This is a genomic window from Vibrio sp. 10N.286.52.C3 (genome assembly GCF_041468865.1).
Taxonomy (GTDB): Bacteria; Pseudomonadota; Gammaproteobacteria; order Enterobacterales; family Vibrionaceae; genus Vibrio; species Vibrio crassostreae_C.
In genome coordinates, this window is the sequence record NZ_JBFRJM010000060.1 from 33979 (window position 1) to 54874 (window position 20896).

General features: G+C 45.3%; 15 protein-coding genes and 1 pseudogene. 11 read left to right on the forward strand and 5 right to left on the reverse strand.

All coding sequences use genetic code 11. The features are described from left to right. Positions 1-95: 95 nt before the first annotated feature. The 5 genes from AB4138_RS18635 to AB4138_RS18655 form a co-directional block, all read right to left on the reverse strand. A complete protein-coding gene (locus AB4138_RS18635; protein ID WP_372307230.1) occupies positions 96-1652 on the reverse strand; it encodes a M28 family metallopeptidase in 1557 nt (518 codons plus the stop codon). Positions 1653-1804: 152 nt separating this feature from the next. Beyond that, the gene (locus tag AB4138_RS18640) at positions 1805-4174 is read right to left on the reverse strand and encodes a M4 family metallopeptidase (protein WP_372307233.1); all 2370 of its coding nucleotides are present in this window, start codon (positions 4172-4174) and stop codon (positions 1805-1807) included. Positions 4175-4746: 572 nt separating this feature from the next. Further along, positions 4747-5022 (reverse strand): hypothetical protein, encoded by a 276-nt coding sequence (locus tag AB4138_RS18645; RefSeq protein WP_017065177.1) that lies wholly within the window; start codon positions 5020-5022, stop codon positions 4747-4749. Between the two features lie 100 nt (positions 5023-5122). Further along, entirely contained in the window at positions 5123-6442 is a 1320-nt protein-coding gene (locus AB4138_RS18650) for a sensor histidine kinase (protein WP_372307236.1), read from the reverse strand. 36 nt (positions 6443-6478) lie between these two features. After that, on the reverse strand, positions 6479-7183 hold the full coding sequence (locus tag AB4138_RS18655) for a response regulator (RefSeq protein ID WP_372307239.1): 705 nt from the start codon (positions 7181-7183) through the stop codon (positions 6479-6481). A gap of 288 nt (positions 7184-7471) precedes the next feature. Between AB4138_RS18655 and AB4138_RS18660 the strand changes: the two genes are divergently transcribed. The 11 genes and pseudogenes from AB4138_RS18660 (at position 7472) to AB4138_RS18710 (ending at position 20692) form a co-directional block, all read left to right on the forward strand. Beyond that, entirely contained in the window at positions 7472-8569 is a 1098-nt protein-coding gene (locus AB4138_RS18660) for an alpha/beta hydrolase (protein ID WP_372307242.1), read from the forward strand. A gap of 430 nt (positions 8570-8999) precedes the next feature. Then, the gene (gene betI / locus AB4138_RS18665; RefSeq protein WP_048610022.1) at positions 9000-9602 is read left to right on the forward strand and encodes a transcriptional regulator BetI; all 603 of its coding nucleotides are present in this window, start codon (positions 9000-9002) and stop codon (positions 9600-9602) included. A 105-nt stretch (positions 9603-9707) separates the two neighbouring features. Further along, entirely contained in the window at positions 9708-11168 is a 1461-nt protein-coding gene (betB, locus tag AB4138_RS18670) for a betaine-aldehyde dehydrogenase (RefSeq protein WP_372307245.1), read from the forward strand. Positions 11169-11240: 72 nt separating this feature from the next. Then, on the forward strand, positions 11241-12953 hold the full coding sequence (betA, locus tag AB4138_RS18675; protein WP_371725499.1) for a choline dehydrogenase: 1713 nt from the start codon (positions 11241-11243) through the stop codon (positions 12951-12953). A 119-nt stretch (positions 12954-13072) separates the two neighbouring features. Continuing rightward, positions 13073-14044: a choline ABC transporter substrate-binding protein gene (locus AB4138_RS18680; RefSeq protein ID WP_171733156.1), complete on the forward strand. Its 972-nt coding sequence runs from the start codon at positions 13073-13075 to the stop codon at positions 14042-14044. A gap of 95 nt (positions 14045-14139) precedes the next feature. Beyond that, positions 14140-14982 carry a choline ABC transporter permease subunit gene (gene choW, locus AB4138_RS18685; protein WP_009845976.1) on the forward strand — a complete coding sequence of 281 codons (843 nt, stop codon included), beginning with the start codon at positions 14140-14142 and terminating at the stop codon, positions 14980-14982. A 2-nt stretch (positions 14983-14984) separates the two neighbouring features. Next, complete coding sequence (gene choV, locus AB4138_RS18690; RefSeq protein WP_372307249.1) at positions 14985-16199, forward strand: choline ABC transporter ATP-binding protein; 1215 nt, start codon at positions 14985-14987, stop codon at positions 16197-16199. Between the two features lie 362 nt (positions 16200-16561). Then, positions 16562-17044, forward strand: coding sequence for a MarR family winged helix-turn-helix transcriptional regulator (locus AB4138_RS18695; RefSeq protein WP_004732429.1), 483 nt, complete (start codon positions 16562-16564; stop codon positions 17042-17044). Between the two features lie 276 nt (positions 17045-17320). Next, positions 17321-18741 (forward strand): annotated as a pseudogene (locus tag AB4138_RS18700) (coniferyl aldehyde dehydrogenase). A gap of 85 nt (positions 18742-18826) precedes the next feature. After that, positions 18827-19270: a hypothetical protein gene (locus AB4138_RS18705; protein WP_136978631.1), complete on the forward strand. Its 444-nt coding sequence runs from the start codon at positions 18827-18829 to the stop codon at positions 19268-19270. Positions 19271-19486: 216 nt separating this feature from the next. Continuing rightward, a complete protein-coding gene (locus tag AB4138_RS18710) occupies positions 19487-20692 on the forward strand; it encodes an iron-containing alcohol dehydrogenase (RefSeq protein ID WP_102496315.1) in 1206 nt (401 codons plus the stop codon). Positions 20693-20896: the final 204 nt, after the last annotated feature.

Consider the following 20896-nt stretch of genomic DNA (forward strand, 5'->3'; position numbering starts at 1 on the left):
AATCCGCAAGCTCCAATCTATTTATGATCGTGGGCTTGCGGATTTTTAGTTTTAGCCGTGTTTGCTAGGTTTAATTGTTAGTCAATTAACCAACCTTAAAGCCAATCAGGAACGAAGTTAGCGACGATGGTGACATCGTTAAAGTTACGATAACCACGCACCATGATGTTGAATTCCCCCGCAGGCTTGTTCAATACACACTGTTCGTTGCTGCTGTTCTGGTATGGACGGCAATCGTAGCTCGCTTTCGATACGGTACCATTGTGTTTCACGTAAAGATCGGCATCGCCACTACGAGGGCCTGTTAATGTTACCGTTAACTGACCTGCACTTTCCGTCGTAAATGTGAAGAACTGCTCTTCACCATACCCTGCAGTAAGTCCTTCAACAGGCTCGTCATTTTGCAGCTCTTTAGGGCCTGCAACTGGCGAATCAAGGCTGGTTTCGACAAGGTAAGCAATGGCCAGTTTGGCGAACTTGGTCGCATGTGTCGCTGTTGGATCGGAGTTCTCAAGCGTGTCGTGCTGAGTATGAATATTTGGGTTGTAGTCATTGAACATGCTCTCGAATGGCATGGCTGCTGGGTAGCCAACATTGTGCCAAGAGGCGTGGTCAGAACAGGCATAGCCACAATCATCAAAACCGTAACTGATGTCGCTCGCGTAAGTGTCGATTAGCTCGCTTAAGTAGGCGGTGAGGTTGCTGTCGGTGTAGTCCGTGATGAAGGTGATATCGTGCGCAGAACCGTTGTAGTTGGTCATGTCTAATTGCAATACGGACAAAACGTTGGCTTGCTCATCTCTTAAAGCGTTGGCGACATCTTGTGAGCCACGTAGCCCTACTTCTTCAGCAGCATAACCATAGAACTTAATGGTTTTGTCTGGTTGAATGCCACTGGCGATCATCAGGCGAAGCGACTCTGTTACCGTTGCAATGCCAGACGCATCATCATCGGCTCCCGGTGAGATGGTGCCTTCGCTTGTCCAAGATCCAACGGTTGAATCAAGGTGTCCACCAACCACGACGATCTCTTCAGGGTATTTAGCGCCAAGCAATGTCACTTCAACGGATTTTTGCGGATACTCGGCATGCGTGATCTGGCGTGCAGACGCATACGGCACATCTTTAATCTCGGTTTCCCAACGTTCTAAAAGCCAATCTGAAGCAGCGACACCAGTAGAAGTAGTATAAAAACGGTTGGTGAAGTTGGTTAGATTTTCAATGGTCGTGACCATGTTGTTCGGCTCGACCTGAGCGAGTAGATCGTTCACCGTATCTTGATGGCTGATCACCGGCTTTTCGAAGGTGCTCATTGTCAGTGGCATTGCTGCGGCTTTGAGTGCGCTTGCTTTGTCTTCGTGCACCATGTAGCCACCACAACGGTGAGTTTCTTCGTGCATGTGGCTGGAGAGCTTCGCCAGCTCTTTCTGATTGATTTTCGCGACGATGGAATGCTTGTTTCCGGTCACGCTTGGATAAACCGTTGCGCCATGCTGAGCCATTATATGCTGTGCGTCAGCATCGGTGGTGATCCAAACCTCTTCGTTCGCTGGTGGTGTGATACCTAGGGATGCGTAAGCCGCAGTACTGTTGATTAGGGTTAACGATCCCCCGAGCACAGCTAAAGCTAGCATGCTTTTTTGAATAGCCATTTGTCGTCCTTTTTATGGTGAGTATTGTTATGTTGATGGGTTCGATTTTTGTGTAATGCGTAGGTTTTTCATGTAGACGTTTCATTCGCTAAATAGCTCATTAGCCAAATAGCGAAAAGGGCTCCTATAAGGAGCCCTGCATCTACTTTCGATTATTGAGTTTTAATGAAACGGTAATGCTTGGTTTCTGAACAGATATCGCTTGAGGTACACACTTGGTACTCCACATCTACTGTTCCGTTATGACGGAACTTGTCGACGTATGAGTTGAAGTCTGTTGCACCAACATTCTTGCCATTGCGCTTAATCACGAAGTAGTCGTTGGTGTCGTAATCCCATGCCAGCTTAACGCGAGCTTTGCCGTTCGGGTTTTTGTTACCAAACTTCAGTTTTAGTGGGAAGCCTTCCGCAGAGCCACCTTCAATCGTGATCGACTTGCTTGTTGATGTTGCAACGCCTGCATCGTCAGTCACGGTTAGCGTTACCACGTAGTCACCAGCTTCAGCGTAGGTATAACGAGTCACTTCACCTGTTTGCGTGTTGCCATCGCCTAGGTTCCATTGGTAAGAGACGATCTGGCCATCGCTGTCCGAACTTGTGCTACGCAGCTCTACTTCTTTGCCTACGACCGTGTGTTCGAAAGAAGAGACGGGCGGCACGTTAGCGCTGCCTGATTCGTACGACGCTTTCAGATTTGCACCTGCGTAATCTGAGTAACCCAGAATGTTCACCGTGTAGCGACCAGCTGTTGGGTTTTCAATTACACATACTTCATCGGTTACGCTTTCACTCTTACAGATATTCTCTTGAGAGCTTGGCGCATAATCTAGACCAACATACATATCCGGATCACCAGTAGACACAGCAAGATCAATCGTTAGCTTGTCTTGGCCTGCTGGTACTTCGATATCGAAGTAAGTTTTTGAGCCGGTTTCACCAGCAACCGCAGCTTCAACACCGTTTTCAAGGCGTTGATATTCCGGTTCTGGCGGCAGTGGTGGCTCTGCACATGGGGTAACACCCACCAGACCGAACGCAGAAACAACGTCATCGGCATTGTAGCCAAGGTCGGTTGCTGAGTTTTTCACGCCACATGCACCTTGCCAGAAGTCACTGTTTTCAGACCAGTAGATCTGGTTGGCTAGCACGAACAGTTCGAACGCTTTTTTGGTGTCCCAACCTTGTGTGGTTGCAAGATGGTAGAACGCCTTGTTGAACACGCCAGAGCTGTAGTGCACGTTTAAGCCATCGTAGTACTCGGATGCGTTGTTGATTGAAGAGCCATCGCGTGATGGATCGTCCATGTAACGCAGCGCACCTTCGCCTTTAAAGATATTGCGTCCGACCATCCAGTCGTTGGTGCCTTTCATATAGTATTCTGCGGCTTCACCGGCCATGTCAGAGAAGGCTTCGTTCATACCGCCCGATTGGTTTGCGTAGATCAAACCTGAGTTTTGCTCAGTGAAACCGTGGCTCACTTCATGGGCTGATACATCTAGGCTAACAAGCGGGTAAAAGAAGCTCTCCCCATCACCAAAGGTCATGGCTCTGCCGTCCCAAAATGCATTCTCGTAGTTTTCACCGTAGTGAACACGCATCATGAGCTTGAAGGAGAGTGGCGCTGTGTCGAACCAGTTTTTATACATATCGAACACGATGTTGCCAAAGTAATGGGCATCGTTGAGTGGTGAGAATGCGCCGTTCACGGCTTTATATTCGTTACGAGGACATTCATAGCTGTAAGTGGTGTCGCCGTCGGTCGCGCCATTAAGGTCAACGGTAACGACATTTTCAGACTCCATTACACACTCTGTGCCCACTTCTTGAACATCAAGGTAGTGGTAGTCGGTGCCGTATTCGTACATGCCGGTTTTTTCGTTGCCGCCAGGGCCAGTACCGATCTGAGCATGGGCAATACCTTCCCAGCGGTCGATGACTTCGCCTGTGTGCGCATCTAGCATGGTGAACGGTCGAGTCGGCTGTTCACTGCCTTCTACTAGGTAAGAGACAACGTACACTAGTCGTGTTTTATCTACGCTTTGCTGTCCGATGCCTTGCTTCACAGAGCCTTGATAGATAAATAGCTGATGTTGAACGTTGTCTAGAGATTTGCTGGTTAAGCCTTGAGTCTTTAGATCTTTACTTGCGAGTTCAACCGCTTGAGCGCTGTTGATTGATGGCTTAACAAAAGATCGCTCTAAGGTCGTTGTTTTAAGGTAGCGACCTTGAACGGACTTAAGTGCGCCACCTTGGACACTTTGGGTGGCATTTAGGTAATGTCCCCATACCGGTGTTCCCCAGATGTTCTGCTGGATCTTAACTTTATAGATACCACGCTTTTTCAGGTTTACTTCTTTCACCATCTTGAAGCTAGAGGCGTTACTGACTCCTAACTGAGCGTTTAACCCAGAGAAGCTAGTAAAGTTGATCGGTTGATCGATTTGAACGGATTCACTTGCATGCACTGACAAAGACATAGCACTGGCTATAGCAACGGCAACTAAACGTTTTCTTATTTTCATTGTTGTTTTCTCTTTCCATGTAAAATCCAAGAAAACGTAACAAATTAATCACAGCGAATTTACATCATTCGATCTGATTAATTAGTAGCATGGCAATGATCTCTTTTATTCATGCAACTTATATTTCTCGTATTTACAGATAGTTATCATTTCTGTTTATTTTTGAACGCACCTATATGTTTATTTATAAAATCGTGACACTTTTATTAAGTGTTTATTTCTCTTGGAAATTAAGATTTTCGAGTAAATTGATCTGTGCCTCAATTAACGGATTCTGGGTTGATAGAAGGATCAACGATTTGAAAGTGTCACTTTAAACAGAAGGCCATTTAGCGAATTTAGGGGCAATTTTGATAAGAAATCGAAGACTTTTCGGCTTATTTTTCGAATTGTTAGTTAAAAGAGGGAAGGGGAATCGGGCACTTGTTTGGCACAGAGCACAAAATCTGCTGGATGAAAAAAGCCAGCGACGGGTCACTGGCTTAGATTAACTTAGTTTGTGCAGGCTACTGAATATAGGTAGGCAACTGCGACACTTAATTATGGTACGTGGCTAACGTCACTATAGCGAATTACTGCTTTTTACCGCCAACTTGTACGTAGTCGATACCGATAATACGGTTGATGATACCCAGAACAGAGCTCGTATCAGAGTTTGTTGAGCGAATCGTATCAACCGTTGCACCTTCAGGTACTAATTCCATTGCGCGGTCTTGAGTGTTACCTGGCACTTGGAAACCGACAATGTTGAAGCTTTCTGCGTGCGCTGTGTACACTTCTTCGTTGTGGCTGATACCAGAACAACCCGCTAGAGAAACAATGCCTAAAACAACTAATAACTTTTTCATACAAACACCTTAAGAAAGATTGGAATTTAGATTCAATAGGTTCATTGGGAGACAGCATCTCCCGACCGATGTTGAACATTATTCCAGAGGTGTTTTGTAGTTACTGTATGGGTTTGTCAGTTGAATCATTACATAGCTGAATGGTTATGGTGAATACCGCCCCCTTTAAGGTTTGGCTCTGACCAACCTCTACGGTCGCGCTATGTTGAGCACAGATCTTTTCGACGATAGAAAGCCCTAAACCATGGCCGCTCTTGGCCTTGTTACGCGCTTTGTCGCCAACGTAAAAGGGTTCGAACAGGCGAGCTTGATGTTCTTGTGCCACGCCATCACCATCATCATGTACCGCGATCTGTAGCTTATCTTGATGCACGCTTGCTTCAATCGACACTTGCGAACGTGCGAATTTCATTGCGTTACGCACTAGGTTATCTAGTGCTCGGTTAAATAGCGTTTCATCCGCCATTATTGAGCTAGGTTGCTCTGGTAGCGATAGGTCGATGTTGAGCTGAGTGTCTTTGTTCCAACGCGCCATTGCGTGGTCGAGAAAGTCTCGAATCTCTAATGGCTTTTTTAAGTTTTCTAGGTCAGTGCTATCGAGTTTGGCGTAATACAATAGTTCATCGACCATCTTTTCCATCTCTTCCGTGTCTTCGACAATACTCTCAATCGTGCTTTCTTGCTCTGCGTTTAGCTGGGTGTCTTTCAACATTTCAGCTTGCCACTGAATACGGAATATTGGCGTGCGCAGTTCATGAGCGACAGCATTAGTGAGTGAGCGATTACTTTCTACCAAGCGATGAATTCGGTCGGCCATTAGGTTGAAGGATTTGTTCAGTGAACCAATCGCAATACCACTTGAAGTCTCGGCTCGTGTCGAGAGATCGCCCTCCGCAAAACGCAGAGTGGCAGCCTCAAGCTTTTTAACTCGGCGGAAGATAATAAATAGATGACATAACCCATATAAGATAAAGCTCGCTAAAAAGAACAACCAAATGAGGTCATCCTCCAACTCAATTTTTTGCCTAACGAACGCTTCACTGTTGGGAAGGTAGTGATAGGTATTGTCGCTGCTTGCTAAGCGAAACCATAGGTCACGCTCATCATCGTGAAAGATAAAGGTATTCGGATTGGTACTGAAGAACTCTGAAACGGGGCTGGGTATTTCATCGTCTGGGCTGAATGTAACCAATTTATTTCGTGTGGTTTCTACAAACTGGTTTATCGCTTGATGAGCCGCTTCAAGGCCTTGATTTTTAGCGATGTTCTCGATCAATTGCTGGTGGGCAGCCGCTTCGTAATCTTCCAGTACGTATTCGTAGTCGGTATTGAGCTGATAGACGCTAATCTCGTAGGCTACAAGGCCGGCCATAAAGCAAACTAACAGCCCTATTAAGGACTCCAAAAAGATACGTCGCATAATCGCTCTCTTTTATTACGCTCGTATTGAGCGAGGTTAACGCCAGGCGGTCGAAACAAATAAGTAACCCTTCCCGCGAATGGTCTGAATTTTCTCTGCTGGAGTGTGGTCGTCGCCAAGAATCTTTCTTAGGCGCACTATTTTATTATCAATCGTTCGATCGATTCCGTCGTACTCAATACCACGCAGCGTTTGTGTCAAATAGTCACGTGATAGCGGAGTATCAGGGTTACTTGCTAATAACCACAATAGGTCAAACTCGCTGTCAGTTAGTGATAAAACGGCACCTGAAAGTTCACACTTCTTATAGGTGTTTTTCAGAACCAGTTGATCAAACTGAAGGGTGTCTGAGTCATCGACTGAAGCCGTATTGGCCTCTTGGCGGCGTAATAGCGAACGAACTCTGGCCAGCAGAACTCTTGGTTTGATTGGCTTGGTGACATAGTCATCAGCGCCTGTCTCTAAGCCTGCAACGTGGTCGAAATCATCATCACTGGCGGTGAGCATTAAAATCTTACCTTTAAAGAGCGTGCGCGTCTGTCGGCATATTGTCAGTCCATCGGTTACAGGGAGCATTAAATCCAACAACACGATATCAGGCTGTTCGGCAAGGATGGTTTGCGCGGCATCACTGCCATCGTCCAACACCGTGACATCAAAATCTTGCGCGACGAAGTAGTCCTGCAACATTTTCTGAAGTTTCAAATCGTCTTCCACGATGATCATTTTAGGTTTTGTCATTCCATTATCAGCCTTGTCGTGCGTTTCACTTATTGAGATTAGGTGAGCGAGTCTTCGTCGTGATGAACCATTACGATTATACGCTATTGCATATAAGTTCAGATGCTTCGCCAAATACCTAAAGCGAATGATTAAACACTTTATAAGTTAGTTCAATGATGAATTGGCATTTATAGGAAAATAAAAAACATCGTTCAAATAGGCTCGACATTCTCATACATTTCCACGACAGATAAATTCAGCGCTAAACAATAGAATTTTCTCATCAAAAATTTTGGGAATAACGGTATGAACGACTATAGAAATGCATTACTGGCGTTACCTTTGATTCTGTTAGCGGGCTGTAATTCAAGCTCTAACTCAGGTAAAGCTGCCACCAAAGTGCAAGCAAAACCTCAAGCGGATTACGTATTTTCATCAGCGAAACTGGGTGAGTTGTATAAAGAGCGACAAGAGGTCCAAGAATCCATAAAACTTGATTACAACGGTGTGCAGTATGAAATCGTTCTGTTTGCGGAAGATATTAGTGATAAGCAAAAAGTGGTTAGGCTTGCGGATAGTTTAGGTCAAAGTGTGGATCTGTACCTCCCTGATGCAGGATTTGATAGCTGCGGTATCTACACAGAGATCAAGGGTTTGGACGTGTTTGATTGTGGTGCGGCTCAACGCTCAATCGGCAATGACACCACGTTAATTAACACGACGACGAATACTCATAAGCCCGTCGAGCTTGAGTATCACAATGAACTGGTTCAATACGTGACTAGCCTTGGGTCTACCATTCTGAGTAACACTAAAAGTGGGAACAAGGTAACGATAACCACCTCGTTTGCTTTCAACGCTTTTTACCGTGATGTGCTCAACGAGACTGGCGCTGTTGATCGCATTACTTCCACTCTAGGCGCATCAACCTATTCTCAGCTTTTTGATATCGTGAAATTGTATCAAGGCAGTGAGATGACGTTGAAGTTTACCAACCATATTGGTGGCAGCGCTGACGATGATATCAATATGTACACCGGGCGCATGATCCACAGTAACAACATGACGACGATCGTAACGCCTACGGGCTCGGTGTTCTCTGGCGGCACGGATCTTTTCGCTGCGGGTAACCCACGAGTTTTGCAACGAGCAGATACCTCCAAAGCTATTGAGCTTAATAAACAGGTTGGTGTGCATAGTTGGGCTGAGGATGATAAAACAGCCAAAGATTTCCCATACACGAACGAAAGTCATCGCAAGCAAGCGACCTACTTTAAAAAGGTAATGGGAGATACAGGAATCGATTTCTATATCTTCACTTTAGATTCTGCTCCGGCTTCTGGCGAACACTGGGTGACTAAGGCTGAGTCAGATAAATACGGTTTCATCACACGCATTGAGTAGCTTAGGCTTGCAATAACATTAGAAACGACTGAGAAGGTTGGTGATGACGCTGTTGTCGCCAACCTTTTTTGTTCATTTTTTGATTCGTTACCTGTGTTGATTGTGGATTTCCTTGTCTTAAATTTCAGTATGAAAATTCCTTGATACTTCCTTTCCACTCCCTCCCCAAAAAGTTTCTACAAGGACTCTCATTGATTGATTCTTGAACTTTCTAAGCAAAAACATTTGACCAATAACTATCACACCTCAAATCTTTAATTGTTTTCGTTAGTGCTCTAAATGATATTTAAGCTGTTGTTCTATAATGATTTTTGTTGTTTTGAATGCTGCATTGTTACGAGTTTGTTTTAAATAATAATTTGAACCCTAACTAAATTTCTGTCATTTTATATTTAACTGAACGTTCAATATAAAATAAAAGGACTGAGAAATGCCGAAGGTTGGGATGCCTGATATACGTAAACCACAGCTTGTTCAAGCCACCATGACGGTGATTGATCGAGTGGGTTTGCATGCCGCGAGTATTGCGTTGATCAGCAAAGAAGCGGGAGTCTCCACTGGCATTATTAATCACTATTTTGGTGGAAAGCATGGGCTGCTCGAAGAGACCATGCGTGAAATCCTTCGTCAACTTTCCAATACCATCACCACGTCACTAAAAGCACTTCCTGTTGATGCTCACCAACAGAGAATTAACGCGATCATCGATGGTAACTTCGAAGGTTACCAAGCTGAAAATAAGGTCGCGAAGGCGTGGTTGGCATTTTGGTCATATTCAATGCATGACGAGCAGCTGAAAAGACTGCAACGTGTGAATGAAAAACGTTTGATTTCACACTTACGTCTTGAGTTGAAGGGTATTTTGAATCATGAACAAGCGGATCTCGTTGCTCACGGGATTGCGTCTCTGATTGATGGTTTGTGGCTGAGAGGCACACTAAACCCAGATGGTATCGATGCTCAAAAGGCGCGTGCCATCATCAATGATTATCTAGATAAACAACTGACGTTCTACTCGTGCAGTACCAAATAGAACGCAGTGTTAGAACTAGAACAGCACTAGAACGACCAATACTTACACCCAAAATTCAAACTAGACCAGTAGAGTCTAATAACAATAATTAAGTCAGAATCTCAAATGGAAATGAACTCGTTATACATCGATGGCGCAGCGGTTAAAGCAACCTCTGGTGAAACCTTTGATAGCATTAACCCTGCCAACGGTGAACCTATCGCGACCTTAGGCCAAGCATCTTCAGCAGATGTCGACAGTGCTATTGAATCTGCGAAACGCGGGTTTGCGGTATGGTCTGCAATGACCGCTGTGGAACGCAGCCGCATTCTGTTGAAGGCAGTGGAAATACTTAGAGCTCGAAATGATGACCTTGCAAACCTTGAGGTTGTTGATACGGGCAAGCCGCTGCAAGAAGCAATTGAAGTGGACGTGGCGTCTGGCGCTGATGTTATTGAATACTTTGCTGGCTTGGCTCCAACGCTACAAGGCGACCAACAGCCGCTGAGTGAATCTCAATTTTTCTACACACGCCGCGAACCGCTAGGTATCTGTGCGGGCATCGGCGCGTGGAACTACCCTATCCAAATTGCGATGTGGAAATCGGCTCCAGCACTCGCTGCGGGTAATGCGATGATTTTCAAGCCTTCAGAAGAGACGCCGCTCACAGCTCTAAAGCTTGCAGAGATCTTTACTGAAGCTGGTCTTCCTGATGGCGTGTTTAACGTGGTTCAGGGCGATTACCGAGTAGGTCAAATGCTAACGGCGCACCCAGATATCGCGAAAGTGTCGTTCACAGGTGAAACCGGTACCGGTAAAGCGGTAATGTCGGATAGCGCTAAGACACTGAAATCAGTCACCATGGAACTTGGCGGCAAGTCACCAATGATCGTGTTTGATGATGCGAAATTGGATGATGCAGTTTCGGCTTCGATGGTCGCAAACTTCTACACTCAAGGCGAAGTGTGTACTAACGGTACCCGTGTTTATGTACACAAAAATATCTACAACGCATTCATCGATCAACTTAAAACACGCACTGAGAAGCTGATCATTGGTAACCCAATGGACATGGAGACTCAGATCGGCGCGTTGATTTCTAAAGAACACCTTTCAAAAGTCCTTGAAGCAATTGAGCTAGCAAAACAGTCGGGTGCAACCCTGCTGACGGGCGGCTATCAAGTGACAGATAACGGCCTCGAAAACGGCAACTTTGTTATCCCAACCGTGTTTGTGGATTGCGAAGACAACATGCCTCACGTTCAGCAAGAGATCTTCGGCCCTGTGATGTCAGTGTTGAAGTTTACGGACGAAGACGATGTGATTCGCCGCGCTAACGACACCAAATATGGCCTAGCGGCTGGCGTGTTCACGCAAAACCTTTCTCGTGCTCACCGCGTGATCCATCAAATGCAGGCTGGTATTTGTTGGGTTAATACGTGGGGTGACTCACCTGCAGAAATGCCGGTTGGTGGTTACAAGCTTTCGGGTATTGGCCGTGAAAATGGACCAGAAACCCTACTTCACTATACGCAGACTAAGAGCATTCTTATTGAACTTGGCGACTACGCCAGCCCTTATGCCTAACGCGTAACACTCAATTTTATGGGTTAGCTTAACAGAGCTAGCCCTACTGACTCATCTCAGGGAAATCAAAACATGGAACAACGCTACGATTATATTATCGTCGGCGCGGGTTCGGCCGGCTGTGTGTTAGCGGATAGGCTAACGGAAAGCGGTGAACATAGCGTTTTATTACTGGAAGCGGGTGGTACGGATAAGAGCATTTTTATCCAGATGCCAACCGCGCTTTCTTACCCAATGAATACTGAAAAGTACGCTTGGCAATTTGAAACAGAGAAAGAACCGGGCCTTGATGGACGTGAACTGCACTGCCCACGTGGCAAAGTGTTAGGCGGTAGTTCATCAATCAATGGCATGGTTTACGTGCGTGGTCATGCTTGTGACTTCGACCAATGGGAAGAAGAGGGCGCTGCGGGTTGGAACTACCAAGCATGCTTACCTTATTTCCGCCGTGCTGAATCATGGAACAAAGGCGGTGATGAATACCGTGGAGACAATGGCCCTGTCGGCACTTGTAATGGTAACGATATGGAGCTTAACCCGCTTTACCAAGCATTCATCGATGCAGGTAAAGACGCTGGTTACCCAGAAACCAACGATTACAACGGCTACCAGCAAGAAGGCTTCGGCACTATGCATATGACGGTAGACAAGGGTGTTAGAGCCTCAACCTCTAACGCTTATTTACGTCGAGCATTGAAGCGTTCAAACCTGACCTTGAAGAAAGGTATCGTGGCGCGTCGTTTCTTACTTGAAGCACAAGACTTAGAAGGTCAATCAGGCTTGAAAGCGGTTGGTGTCGAGTTTGAAAAGTCAGGAAATACCCAGGTGGCTGTGGCGAACAAAGAAGTGATCTCTTCTGCGGGTTCTATCGGTTCTGTTCAACTGCTGCAGCTTTCTGGTATCGGCCCGAAAGCGGTGCTTGAAAAGGCTGGCGTTGAAGTTAAACACGAACTAAGCGGTGTCGGTGAAAACCTTCAAGATCACCTAGAAGTGTACTTCCAATATCACTGCAACGAACCGATCACACTCAACAGCAAGCTTGGCTTGGTGAGCAAAGGCATGATTGGCGCGGAATGGATTCTGACTCGCAAAGGTCTGGGTGCTACTAACCACTTTGAATCGTGTGCGTTCATTCGCTCTCGTAAAGGATTGAAGTGGCCAAACATTCAATATCACTTCCTGCCAGCAGCGATGCGTTACGACGGACAAGCGGCCTTTGATGGTCACGGTTTCCAAGTACACGTTGGGCCTAATAAGCCAGAAAGTCGCGGTACGGTTGCGATCACTTCTGCTGATCCGCATGCCAAGCCAGAGATCATTTTCAACTACATCTCGACTGAGCAAGACCGCCAAGATTGGCGCGATTGTATTCGTCTAACGCGTGAGATTTTGTCTCAACCAGCAATGGATGCTTACCGAGGTGAAGAGATTCAGCCGGGTCTAAGTGTGACTTCCGATGAAGCAATCGACGAATGGGTTAAACAGAACGTGGAAAGTGCGTACCACCCTTCATGTGGCTGCAAAATGGGCGCTGATGATGATCCAATGGCAGTGCTTGATGAAGAGTGTCGCGTTCGCGGCATTGATAATCTGCGCGTTGTTGACTCATCTGTTTTCCCTGTTATTCCGAACGGAAACTTGAACGCCCCGACCATTATGGTGGCTGAGCGTGCTTCCGATTTGATTTTGGGTAAGCCAATGCTCAAAGAGCAGGACGTTCCAGTGTGGATTGCACCTGAATGGCAAGAGAAGCAAAGAATCAATAAACCAGTAAGAGAAGCGTAAGCCTCTGTTATTGAGATAAAAATAATAAAAAGTAACAACCAAAATTAGTCAAAAGTCAGCAAAACTGCCCTGATTAGTATGAGTTAGGGCAGAAAAAGGAAAGATAAAAAGGAATCATTATGACGACTCAACATAAACAAACCGCTACAAAAAAGGTATTAGCAACATTAGCCATCAGTTCATTTGCATTTGGTGCTAACGCTTCTATTGAACCACAGCAATGTGAAAACGTCCGCTTCGCTGATGTAGGCTGGACTGACATTACCGCAACAACCGCCGTTACTTCTGAACTATTAAAAGGCCTTGGTTACAAAACCAAAACCGACCTACTTTCAGTACCGGTGACATACTCTTCAATGGCGAACGGCGATATTGACGTATTCCTAGGCAACTGGATGCCAACCATGGAAGGCGATATTGCTAAGTACCGTGAAGAGGGCACGGTTGAAACCGTTCGTGCCAACCTTGAAGGCGCAAAATACACGCTAGCCGTACCAAAATACGTGTACGACTCAGGTGTAAAAAGCTTCGCCGACCTAGCAAAACACGCCGACAAATTTAAAGACCGCATCTACGGCATCGAGCCGGGTAACGACGGTAACCGCTTAATCCAATCAATGATTGATTCTGACGCGTTTGGCTTGAAAGATTTCAGCCTAGTGGAATCAAGTGAAGCGGGCATGGTGTCTCAAGTATCACGTGCAGCACGTCGTAGCCAATGGATTGTTTACCTTGGTTGGGCTCCGCACCCAATGAACAGCAATGTTGAAATGGAATACCTATCAGGTGGTGACGACTTCTTTGGCCCTAACTACGGTGGCGCGAATGTTTACACTAACGTTCGTTCAAACTACCTGTCTGAGTGTGCAAATGTCGGTCAACTTCTACAAAACCTAGAATTCACTCTAGAGATGGAAAACCAGTTGATGGAAGAGATTCTTAACCAAAAAGTGAAGCCAGAAAAAGCGGCTCAACAATGGTTGAACAAGAACCCTCAACAAGTTGAAGCTTGGTTAGACAACGTAAAAACGCATAAAGGTGAATCAGCGACTCAAGCCGTTACTGAATACTTAAAGCAAGTTAAAGCTTAGTTCTACCTATCTCAACAGCTACATAAATAATAAAGGTGGGCTTGCCAATTTATCGATTGGTTTGAAGTAGCCCACCCATAATAAAAGGCAATATTGTGAATTTTATTACGGAAAACAAAATCCCTGTCGGACAATGGATGGAAGCGGGTGTTGATTGGCTAACAATCAATGCAGCAGGATTCTTTGACGCTATTTCGATTTTTCTAGAAACCGTCATTATGTTTTTAGTCGATGTATTTAAGTGGATGCCGCCTGCACTGCCAATCGTGATGACTGCTGCGATTGCATGGTACTTACACCGTAAACCTTCGCTAGTGATCTTTGTGGTCGCAGCGCTGCTGACTATTCTTAACCTCGGCTATTGGCAAGAAATGCTGGAAACCTTTGTTCTCGTCTTTGCGGCGACAACGATTTCCGTATTAATTGGCGTACCGGTTGGCATCATGGCTGCTCACCGTCCTTGGCTCTATACAGTTTTGCGTCCAATCCTTGATTTGATGCAGACAGTCCCAACTTTCGTTTATCTGATTCCAACTCTGGTTCTATTCGGCTTGGGTATTGTTCCTGGCTTAATCTCTACCATTATTTTCGCGATAGCTGCACCGATTCGTTTAACCTACTTAGGCGTCACTAAAGTGCCTGAAGAGTTGATTGAAGCGGGTAAAGCGTTTGGTGCCAGCCGCATGAAATTGCTGATGAAGGTCGAATTACCGGCGGCTCTACCAAGCATCATGGCGGGTGTAACCCAATGTATTATGTTGTCGCTTTCGATGGTGGTTATCGCCGCTCTTGTCGGTGCTGACGGACTTGGTAAACCTGTTGTTCGTGCATTGAACACAGTGAACATCTCACAAGGTTTTGAAGCTGGATTAGCGATTGTATTAGTCGCAATCATCCTTGACCGCTTGTGCAAAACACCAAACCAGAAGGAAGCTTAATCATGTCTAACTCTCAGGAAAAAAAGACAATGGACGCGATTACCATTAAGAATCTCGATGTTGTGTTTGGTAATAAATCGAAACAAGCGCTTGAGCGACTCGACCAAGGTAAAACTCGCCAAGAGATCATTGATGAGACTGGCCAAGTGGTTGGCGTAGATAATGTGTCGCTGACCGTTGAAGAAGGCGAGATTTGTGTGCTGATGGGGTTGTCTGGTTCTGGTAAATCATCTTTGCTTCGCGCAGTTAACGGCCTGAATGAGATCAGCCGTGGCTCATTGGCGATCAAAGATGGAGACAAGCAGGTTGATTTAGGTGAACAGTGCGACGAAGCGACCTTGCGTCATCTTCGTACTCACCGCGTTTCTATGGTGTTCCAAAAATTTGCCCTAATGCCTTGGTTAAACGTGTTAGATAACGTGGCGTTTGGTCTAGAAATGCAAAGCGTAGCCAAAGATGTTCGTCGTGCTAAAGCGCGTGAACAACTTGAAATGGTGGGTTTGGCAGAGTGGGAAACCAAGTATCCGCATGAGCTTTCTGGCGGTATGCAGCAACGTGTTGGTCTAGCGCGTGCCTTTGCGATGGATACAGACATTCTTCTTATGGATGAACCGTTTTCAGCGCTTGATCCGCTGATTCGTGCGCAGTTGCAAGATGAGCTAATTTTATTGCAAAACAAGCTTAACAAAACGATTTTGTTCGTGAGTCATGATTTAGACGAAGCGCTGAAGATTGGTAATAACATTGCGATCATGGAGTCAGGCAAACTGATTCAACACGGTAAGCCTGAAGAGATCGTACTGACGCCAAAAACCGAATACGTAAAAGACTTCGTTGCTCACACCAATCCATTGAATGTGCTTAAAGGTCGTTCTTTAATGCAGCCTCTTGATTCACTGACGCAAGAGAATGAAAGCTGGAAGATCTGCGATTCTAAAGATCTCTGGATTGAACAGAATGAAGGTGCTTTATCGGTGAAAGGTGAATCTACCTTGGCGCTTGTTGAGTGGAGCGAGTCTGACGACCTAACCGCGATTAACGCGTCTAGTGTGGTAGTGACAAGCCCGGAGATTGGTATGCGTGATGCGATTAAGCTTAAGCAGATCAGTAACCACCCAATTCTGTTGGTTGAAAATAATCAATTGGTAGGGATTTTGGATAACAGCGAGTTTTACAACGCGCTAACGGGTAACTTTCAGATGAATACCGCTGCGTAAAATTTCGTTTTTCAGCTTAGCTATTGAGGCTGGTTTTTTATTGGGTGGAGAGGATTAAATCTCTCTACCTCTATGATTATTAAAATATATTATTCTTTGAGTTTGTATTCTCTGGTTCATTATTTTTGTCTTCATTGAAGCTTTCATTCCCCCTTCATTAAGCAAAAGTGCCGTACCACGCAAGTTTAGTGGTATAGAAAAGATTGAGAATAGTATGAACATCAGTACAATGCGGAAAAATCAATGAAGTAATTTATCAATTTACAGTGTAATTCGAGCGCGCGTGACGTAATCACTCGAGACATTTCATCGCTTCGACGCTGTAAAACCATTCACAGTATATTAGTACAAAGGTCTGCATCTTGGACAAACATGACGAAATCCTGGTCGCCATTCGCCAAATTATTCGCGCTATCGATTTACACTCGAAGAAGCTGAGTAAAGAGTATGGTTTGACTGGCCCTCAATTAATCTTAATGAGAGCAATCCAAGAAATGGGTAATGTGACGATCAAAGAATTGTCTAATCAGACCAATGTAAGCCAAGCAACGACGACGACGATCATCGACCGTCTTGAGTTAAATGGCTATGTACAACGAGTACGCAGTTCATCGGACCGCCGCAAAGTACACGCGAACCTGACTGAAAAAGGTCAAGAGTTGCTAAACAATGCGCCACCGCCGCTGCAAGATAACTTCGTGAAAAAATTCCAAAACCTAGAGACGTGGGAGCAAAGCTTACTGCTTTCTTCGATGCAGCGTGTATCAGCAATGATGAACGCAGAAGACATCGACGCCGCTCCAGTGCTTCAGCTTGAAGGCATTGCAAACGTAGCCAAAAGCTAACGTTAGTTTTAAATTATTTATTTAAAACAAAAACTTAAAGAGTTATTAAATGGTCGCATTAAGCGGCCATTTTTGATCTCACCATGTGAGATTTCTCGTTATACCGCCTGTTCGTTACACCCTCCTATTTTAAATCGCCCTGGGTTTTGACCCTACGTTGTAACCACCCTATTTATTTGTATTCAAAAATGCATTGACGATTCTCTGACAATAAAAGTATAGACCGACCGGTCTGCTTTGTATTATTGTGTGCTCATCTTAACCACGAGGTGATGTATGAAATACGAATTGACGCCAACACAAATGACCATGACGTTGAACAACATGCAGGGAGCTTTTGCACAGAACCCGATGCCAGCGGTATCGGTGAGAATTGAGCAGTTGCTTGCACTTAAATCTGCGCTTATCGATTACACAGATCGTTTGTGTTCAGCCGTGAGTGAGGACTATGGTCACCGCAGTCGACAAGACACTTTGATGACCGACATATTGCCTTGCATCGGAAATATTGATCACAGCATTGAGTGTTTACCTCATTGGTCGACATCTTCGATTCGTCATTCCGGCCCTTTGCTTTCAACCTCTCGTGTTGAAGTGGTTTATCAACCCAAAGGCGTTGTCGGGATCATTGCTCCGTGGAACTTCCCGATCATGTTATCCGTCGGCCCGCTTATTTCGGCGTTGGCAGCGGGCAATCGCGCCATGATCAAGATGAGTGAATTTACCCCAGCGACGAACCAAGTATTAAGAGCGCTATTGGCGGAAGTCTTCCAATCCGATGAGGTGTGCTTGGTTGAAGGTGAGGTAGAAATCGCAGCCGCATTTTCGGCGTTGCCGTTTGATCATCTTCTGTTTACGGGGTCAACCCAAGTGGGTCGCCAAGTGATGAGGTCAGCGGCTGACACGCTAACTCCAGTCACGCTAGAGCTAGGTGGTAAGTCACCAGTTATCGTTGCAGAAGACATGCCAATTGATATCGCGGTTGAGCGAATCATTTATGGTAAGAGCCTTAATAACGGGCAGGTGTGTGTGGCTCCTGACTATGTATTGCTACCTGAAGGGAAAGTTGAATCTTTCATTCAAGAGTATAAAAAACAGTACCAATTGCTGTTCGATGAAGGGGTGTATTCCGAGAGTTTGACGTCCCTAATCAATCCTCGTCAATGCGACCGCATAGTTGGTTTGTTGAATGAAGAACGACAAGCTGGAACTCGAACAGTGGCCTGCCATGACGAAGCGATGGACTTAGATTGCCAACGACTGGTGACACATCTGATTGTTGAACCAAGCCTGTCATCCAAGGTGATGAACGAAGAGATTTTCGGCCCACTATTACCCTTGATTACGTATAGCAATATCGAAGAGGCGTTCCAAGTCATCAATAGCAAACCAAGGCCGTTAGCGCTCTATCTAATGAGCTTTGATTTGAGCTTACAAGCTCAGGTTAAACACCAAGTTCATTCCGGTGGAATGTGTATCAATGACTGTGTTTTTCATTTAGCGGTTGATGACGCGCCGTTTGGTGGCATTGGTGAATCAGGGCAGGGCAGGGCAATTATCACGGTAAAGAAGGTTTCCTTACTTTCTCCCATGCCAAAACAGTCTTGGAAACGGGCTTAGATCATCGAGTTAAGCATCTGTTTTCAAAAGAAGACAACGAATTAAAGACCGCAGTGATGAGCATGCTTGGCAAGTAAATCATTTCTGTCATTACCCAATTTATCTACAAGAAGTTATTTATAAGAAATTATTTTTACGACGTTATTTTAAGAGGTTATTTTTATGTTGGAACGATTTTTTGAACGAACGATGAAAGCGTATTTGATGGTTACAGGATTCTTAACCGCAACCGCTTTCTCTACTTTCCTTGCGCCTGATTGGAGTATGCAAACGCTGTTCTCGTACAACGATACCATGATGGAAAACAAAGAGTACTTGCTGGGGACTTATCAACACTGGGGTGTGATGGTTGGCTGTATTGGTGTGTTGTTGATGTTCTCGGCGAAGTACAAATCGCTGCGCACCTCGACGATGATTTACAGCGCATTTGAGAAGTCGATGTTTGTTGGCATCTTCTTATACAACGTGTGTATCAACGATTATGAGTGGTTCTATGGCTGGAGCGGCGTGTTTGCGCTCGATGGTTTTGTGACCGTTTATTCTTTGGTTTATCTGTACTACTACCTCACTAGAGATAAGAGTAAGGTCCCAGCTCACCTTCGTTAATCGTTAACCGTTTGTGACTTACTCAGGGTGAGTCAATAACACTTCTATAATGATCAATAGCTTACTTATGATTACAGCCCGCATTTTCGGGCTTTTTTCGTTTTGGGGCAATGATCCATAAAGATCTTAATTGACATATCTTTGACATTAACGCTCTAGACCGACCGGTTTGTATTGGTTATTGTTTAGTCATCAACTAGAAATGAGGTAAATACCATGACAACCAATAATTTTAACTTTCAACTTAAAACCATTGTTCATGCTCAAGAGAATGGCATTGAAAATATCCCTTCTCTTTTTGGTCGCTTAGGTGCGCAAAGAGTCGTGCTCTTTTCTGATAAAGGCTTGGAGTCTCTTGGTTTTGTTGAGCAGTTCTCGGCGTTGTTTGTAAACGAAAAGGTGAACCAGCCAGGCAATGAACAAGCGGTTCAGCTTGTTGGTGTGTACACCGATATCGCGCCAGACGCGACTTGCGACAACATCAACGCTGCAATTGAGTTTGCAAACAGCGTCAATGCTGATGCGATCTTGTCTGTTGGCGGCGGCAGCGTGATTGATGCTTCTAAAGGTGTGAAATACGCATTCCATAAGCAGATAGATGATATCCGTACGGTGATTGCGGGCGGCGGTCATATGGATGTGTGGCCAAACAATGAAGACATTCGAGTGCCACACATTGCGGTTCCGACAACGGCTGGCACGGGCGCAGAAGCCTCTCCGATTGCTGTTTTTTACAACGAACATGAAAACATTAAGGCAAGCCTAGTCGCATCGGGATTGGAAGCCGATATCGCGATCCTTGATCCAACGGTGACCACTAAGCTGCCAGCTCACCTTACTCGTTCTACCGCCATGGATGCGTTAACACACGCTGTTGAAGCGATTGTCTCGCCGATGAGTAATGCATTCACTGACGCTTACGGCATTCAGGCAGCAAAACTGATTATTGAAAACTTACCCTTGGCATTGAAAGAGCCAGAAAACCTAACCGCACGTGGCAATCTTCTTCAAGCAAGCACCATGGCGATCTCTGCATTTTATTCGTCTTTGGGCGGTATTCCGATTCACAACTGTGCTCATGCCTTTGGTGCGATTAGCCACATTCCACATGGCGATGCCAACACGGTGCTGATGCCGGTTGTGATTGAAGCGCTGCCTGAATTCTATATGCCGAATGCGGCGAAGTTAGCTCAAGCTTTCTCTGTCGACACTGCGGGAACCGATGAGATGGTTTACCAGAGAGTGTTGGACTTCTTAAACAACTTCCAAACCCGTGTCGGTGCGATGAAGCGTTTCAGCAGCTGGGACTTTGATGAGCAAGAGAAGAGCAACATTGCAGATGCGATTGAAAAAGACATCTGTTTTCAGTTCTACCCAATCTCGAAACAGACGATTGAAACCATCATAGAGAAAGCGATTTAAGTGCTTGCCTTAATCGACTGAATTCTTTGACCATTTAATTCAGTCGATGATTCTCTCCCTGATTCACTCACAACTATTACTCGAGAGCCAATTATGAAAATTGAAAACGTATTGCTATCAAGCTTGTGCATCATCGCGCCATTCTTACTTTTCACCTAACTCATTCAACAGGGACGTCGTGACCTTTATTCCCGAGGAGGAAAT

What these genes read in the sequence shown, in the direction of transcription:
- AB4138_RS18635 (WP_372307230.1), bottom strand. Translation starts at nt 1,652, where the DNA reads ATGGCTATTCAAAAAAGCATGCTAGCTTTAGCTGTGCTCGGGGGATCG.
- AB4138_RS18640 (WP_372307233.1), bottom strand. Translation starts at nt 4,174, where the DNA reads ATGAAAATAAGAAAACGTTTAGTTGCCGTTGCTATAGCCAGTGCTATG.
- AB4138_RS18645 (WP_017065177.1), bottom strand. Translation starts at nt 5,022, where the DNA reads ATGAAAAAGTTATTAGTTGTTTTAGGCATTGTTTCTCTAGCGGGTTGT.
- AB4138_RS18650 (WP_372307236.1), bottom strand. Translation starts at nt 6,442, where the DNA reads ATGCGACGTATCTTTTTGGAGTCCTTAATAGGGCTGTTAGTTTGCTTT.
- AB4138_RS18655 (WP_372307239.1), bottom strand. Translation starts at nt 7,183, where the DNA reads ATGACAAAACCTAAAATGATCATCGTGGAAGACGATTTGAAACTTCAG.
- AB4138_RS18660 (WP_372307242.1), top strand. Translation starts at nt 7,472, where the DNA reads ATGAACGACTATAGAAATGCATTACTGGCGTTACCTTTGATTCTGTTA.
- betI (WP_048610022.1), top strand. Translation starts at nt 9,000, where the DNA reads ATGCCGAAGGTTGGGATGCCTGATATACGTAAACCACAGCTTGTTCAA.
- betB (WP_372307245.1), top strand. Translation starts at nt 9,708, where the DNA reads ATGGAAATGAACTCGTTATACATCGATGGCGCAGCGGTTAAAGCAACC.
- betA (WP_371725499.1), top strand. Translation starts at nt 11,241, where the DNA reads ATGGAACAACGCTACGATTATATTATCGTCGGCGCGGGTTCGGCCGGC.
- AB4138_RS18680 (WP_171733156.1), top strand. Translation starts at nt 13,073, where the DNA reads ATGACGACTCAACATAAACAAACCGCTACAAAAAAGGTATTAGCAACA.
- choV (WP_372307249.1), top strand. Translation starts at nt 14,985, where the DNA reads ATGTCTAACTCTCAGGAAAAAAAGACAATGGACGCGATTACCATTAAG.
- AB4138_RS18705 (WP_136978631.1), top strand. Translation starts at nt 18,827, where the DNA reads ATGTTGGAACGATTTTTTGAACGAACGATGAAAGCGTATTTGATGGTT.
- AB4138_RS18710 (WP_102496315.1), top strand. Translation starts at nt 19,487, where the DNA reads ATGACAACCAATAATTTTAACTTTCAACTTAAAACCATTGTTCATGCT.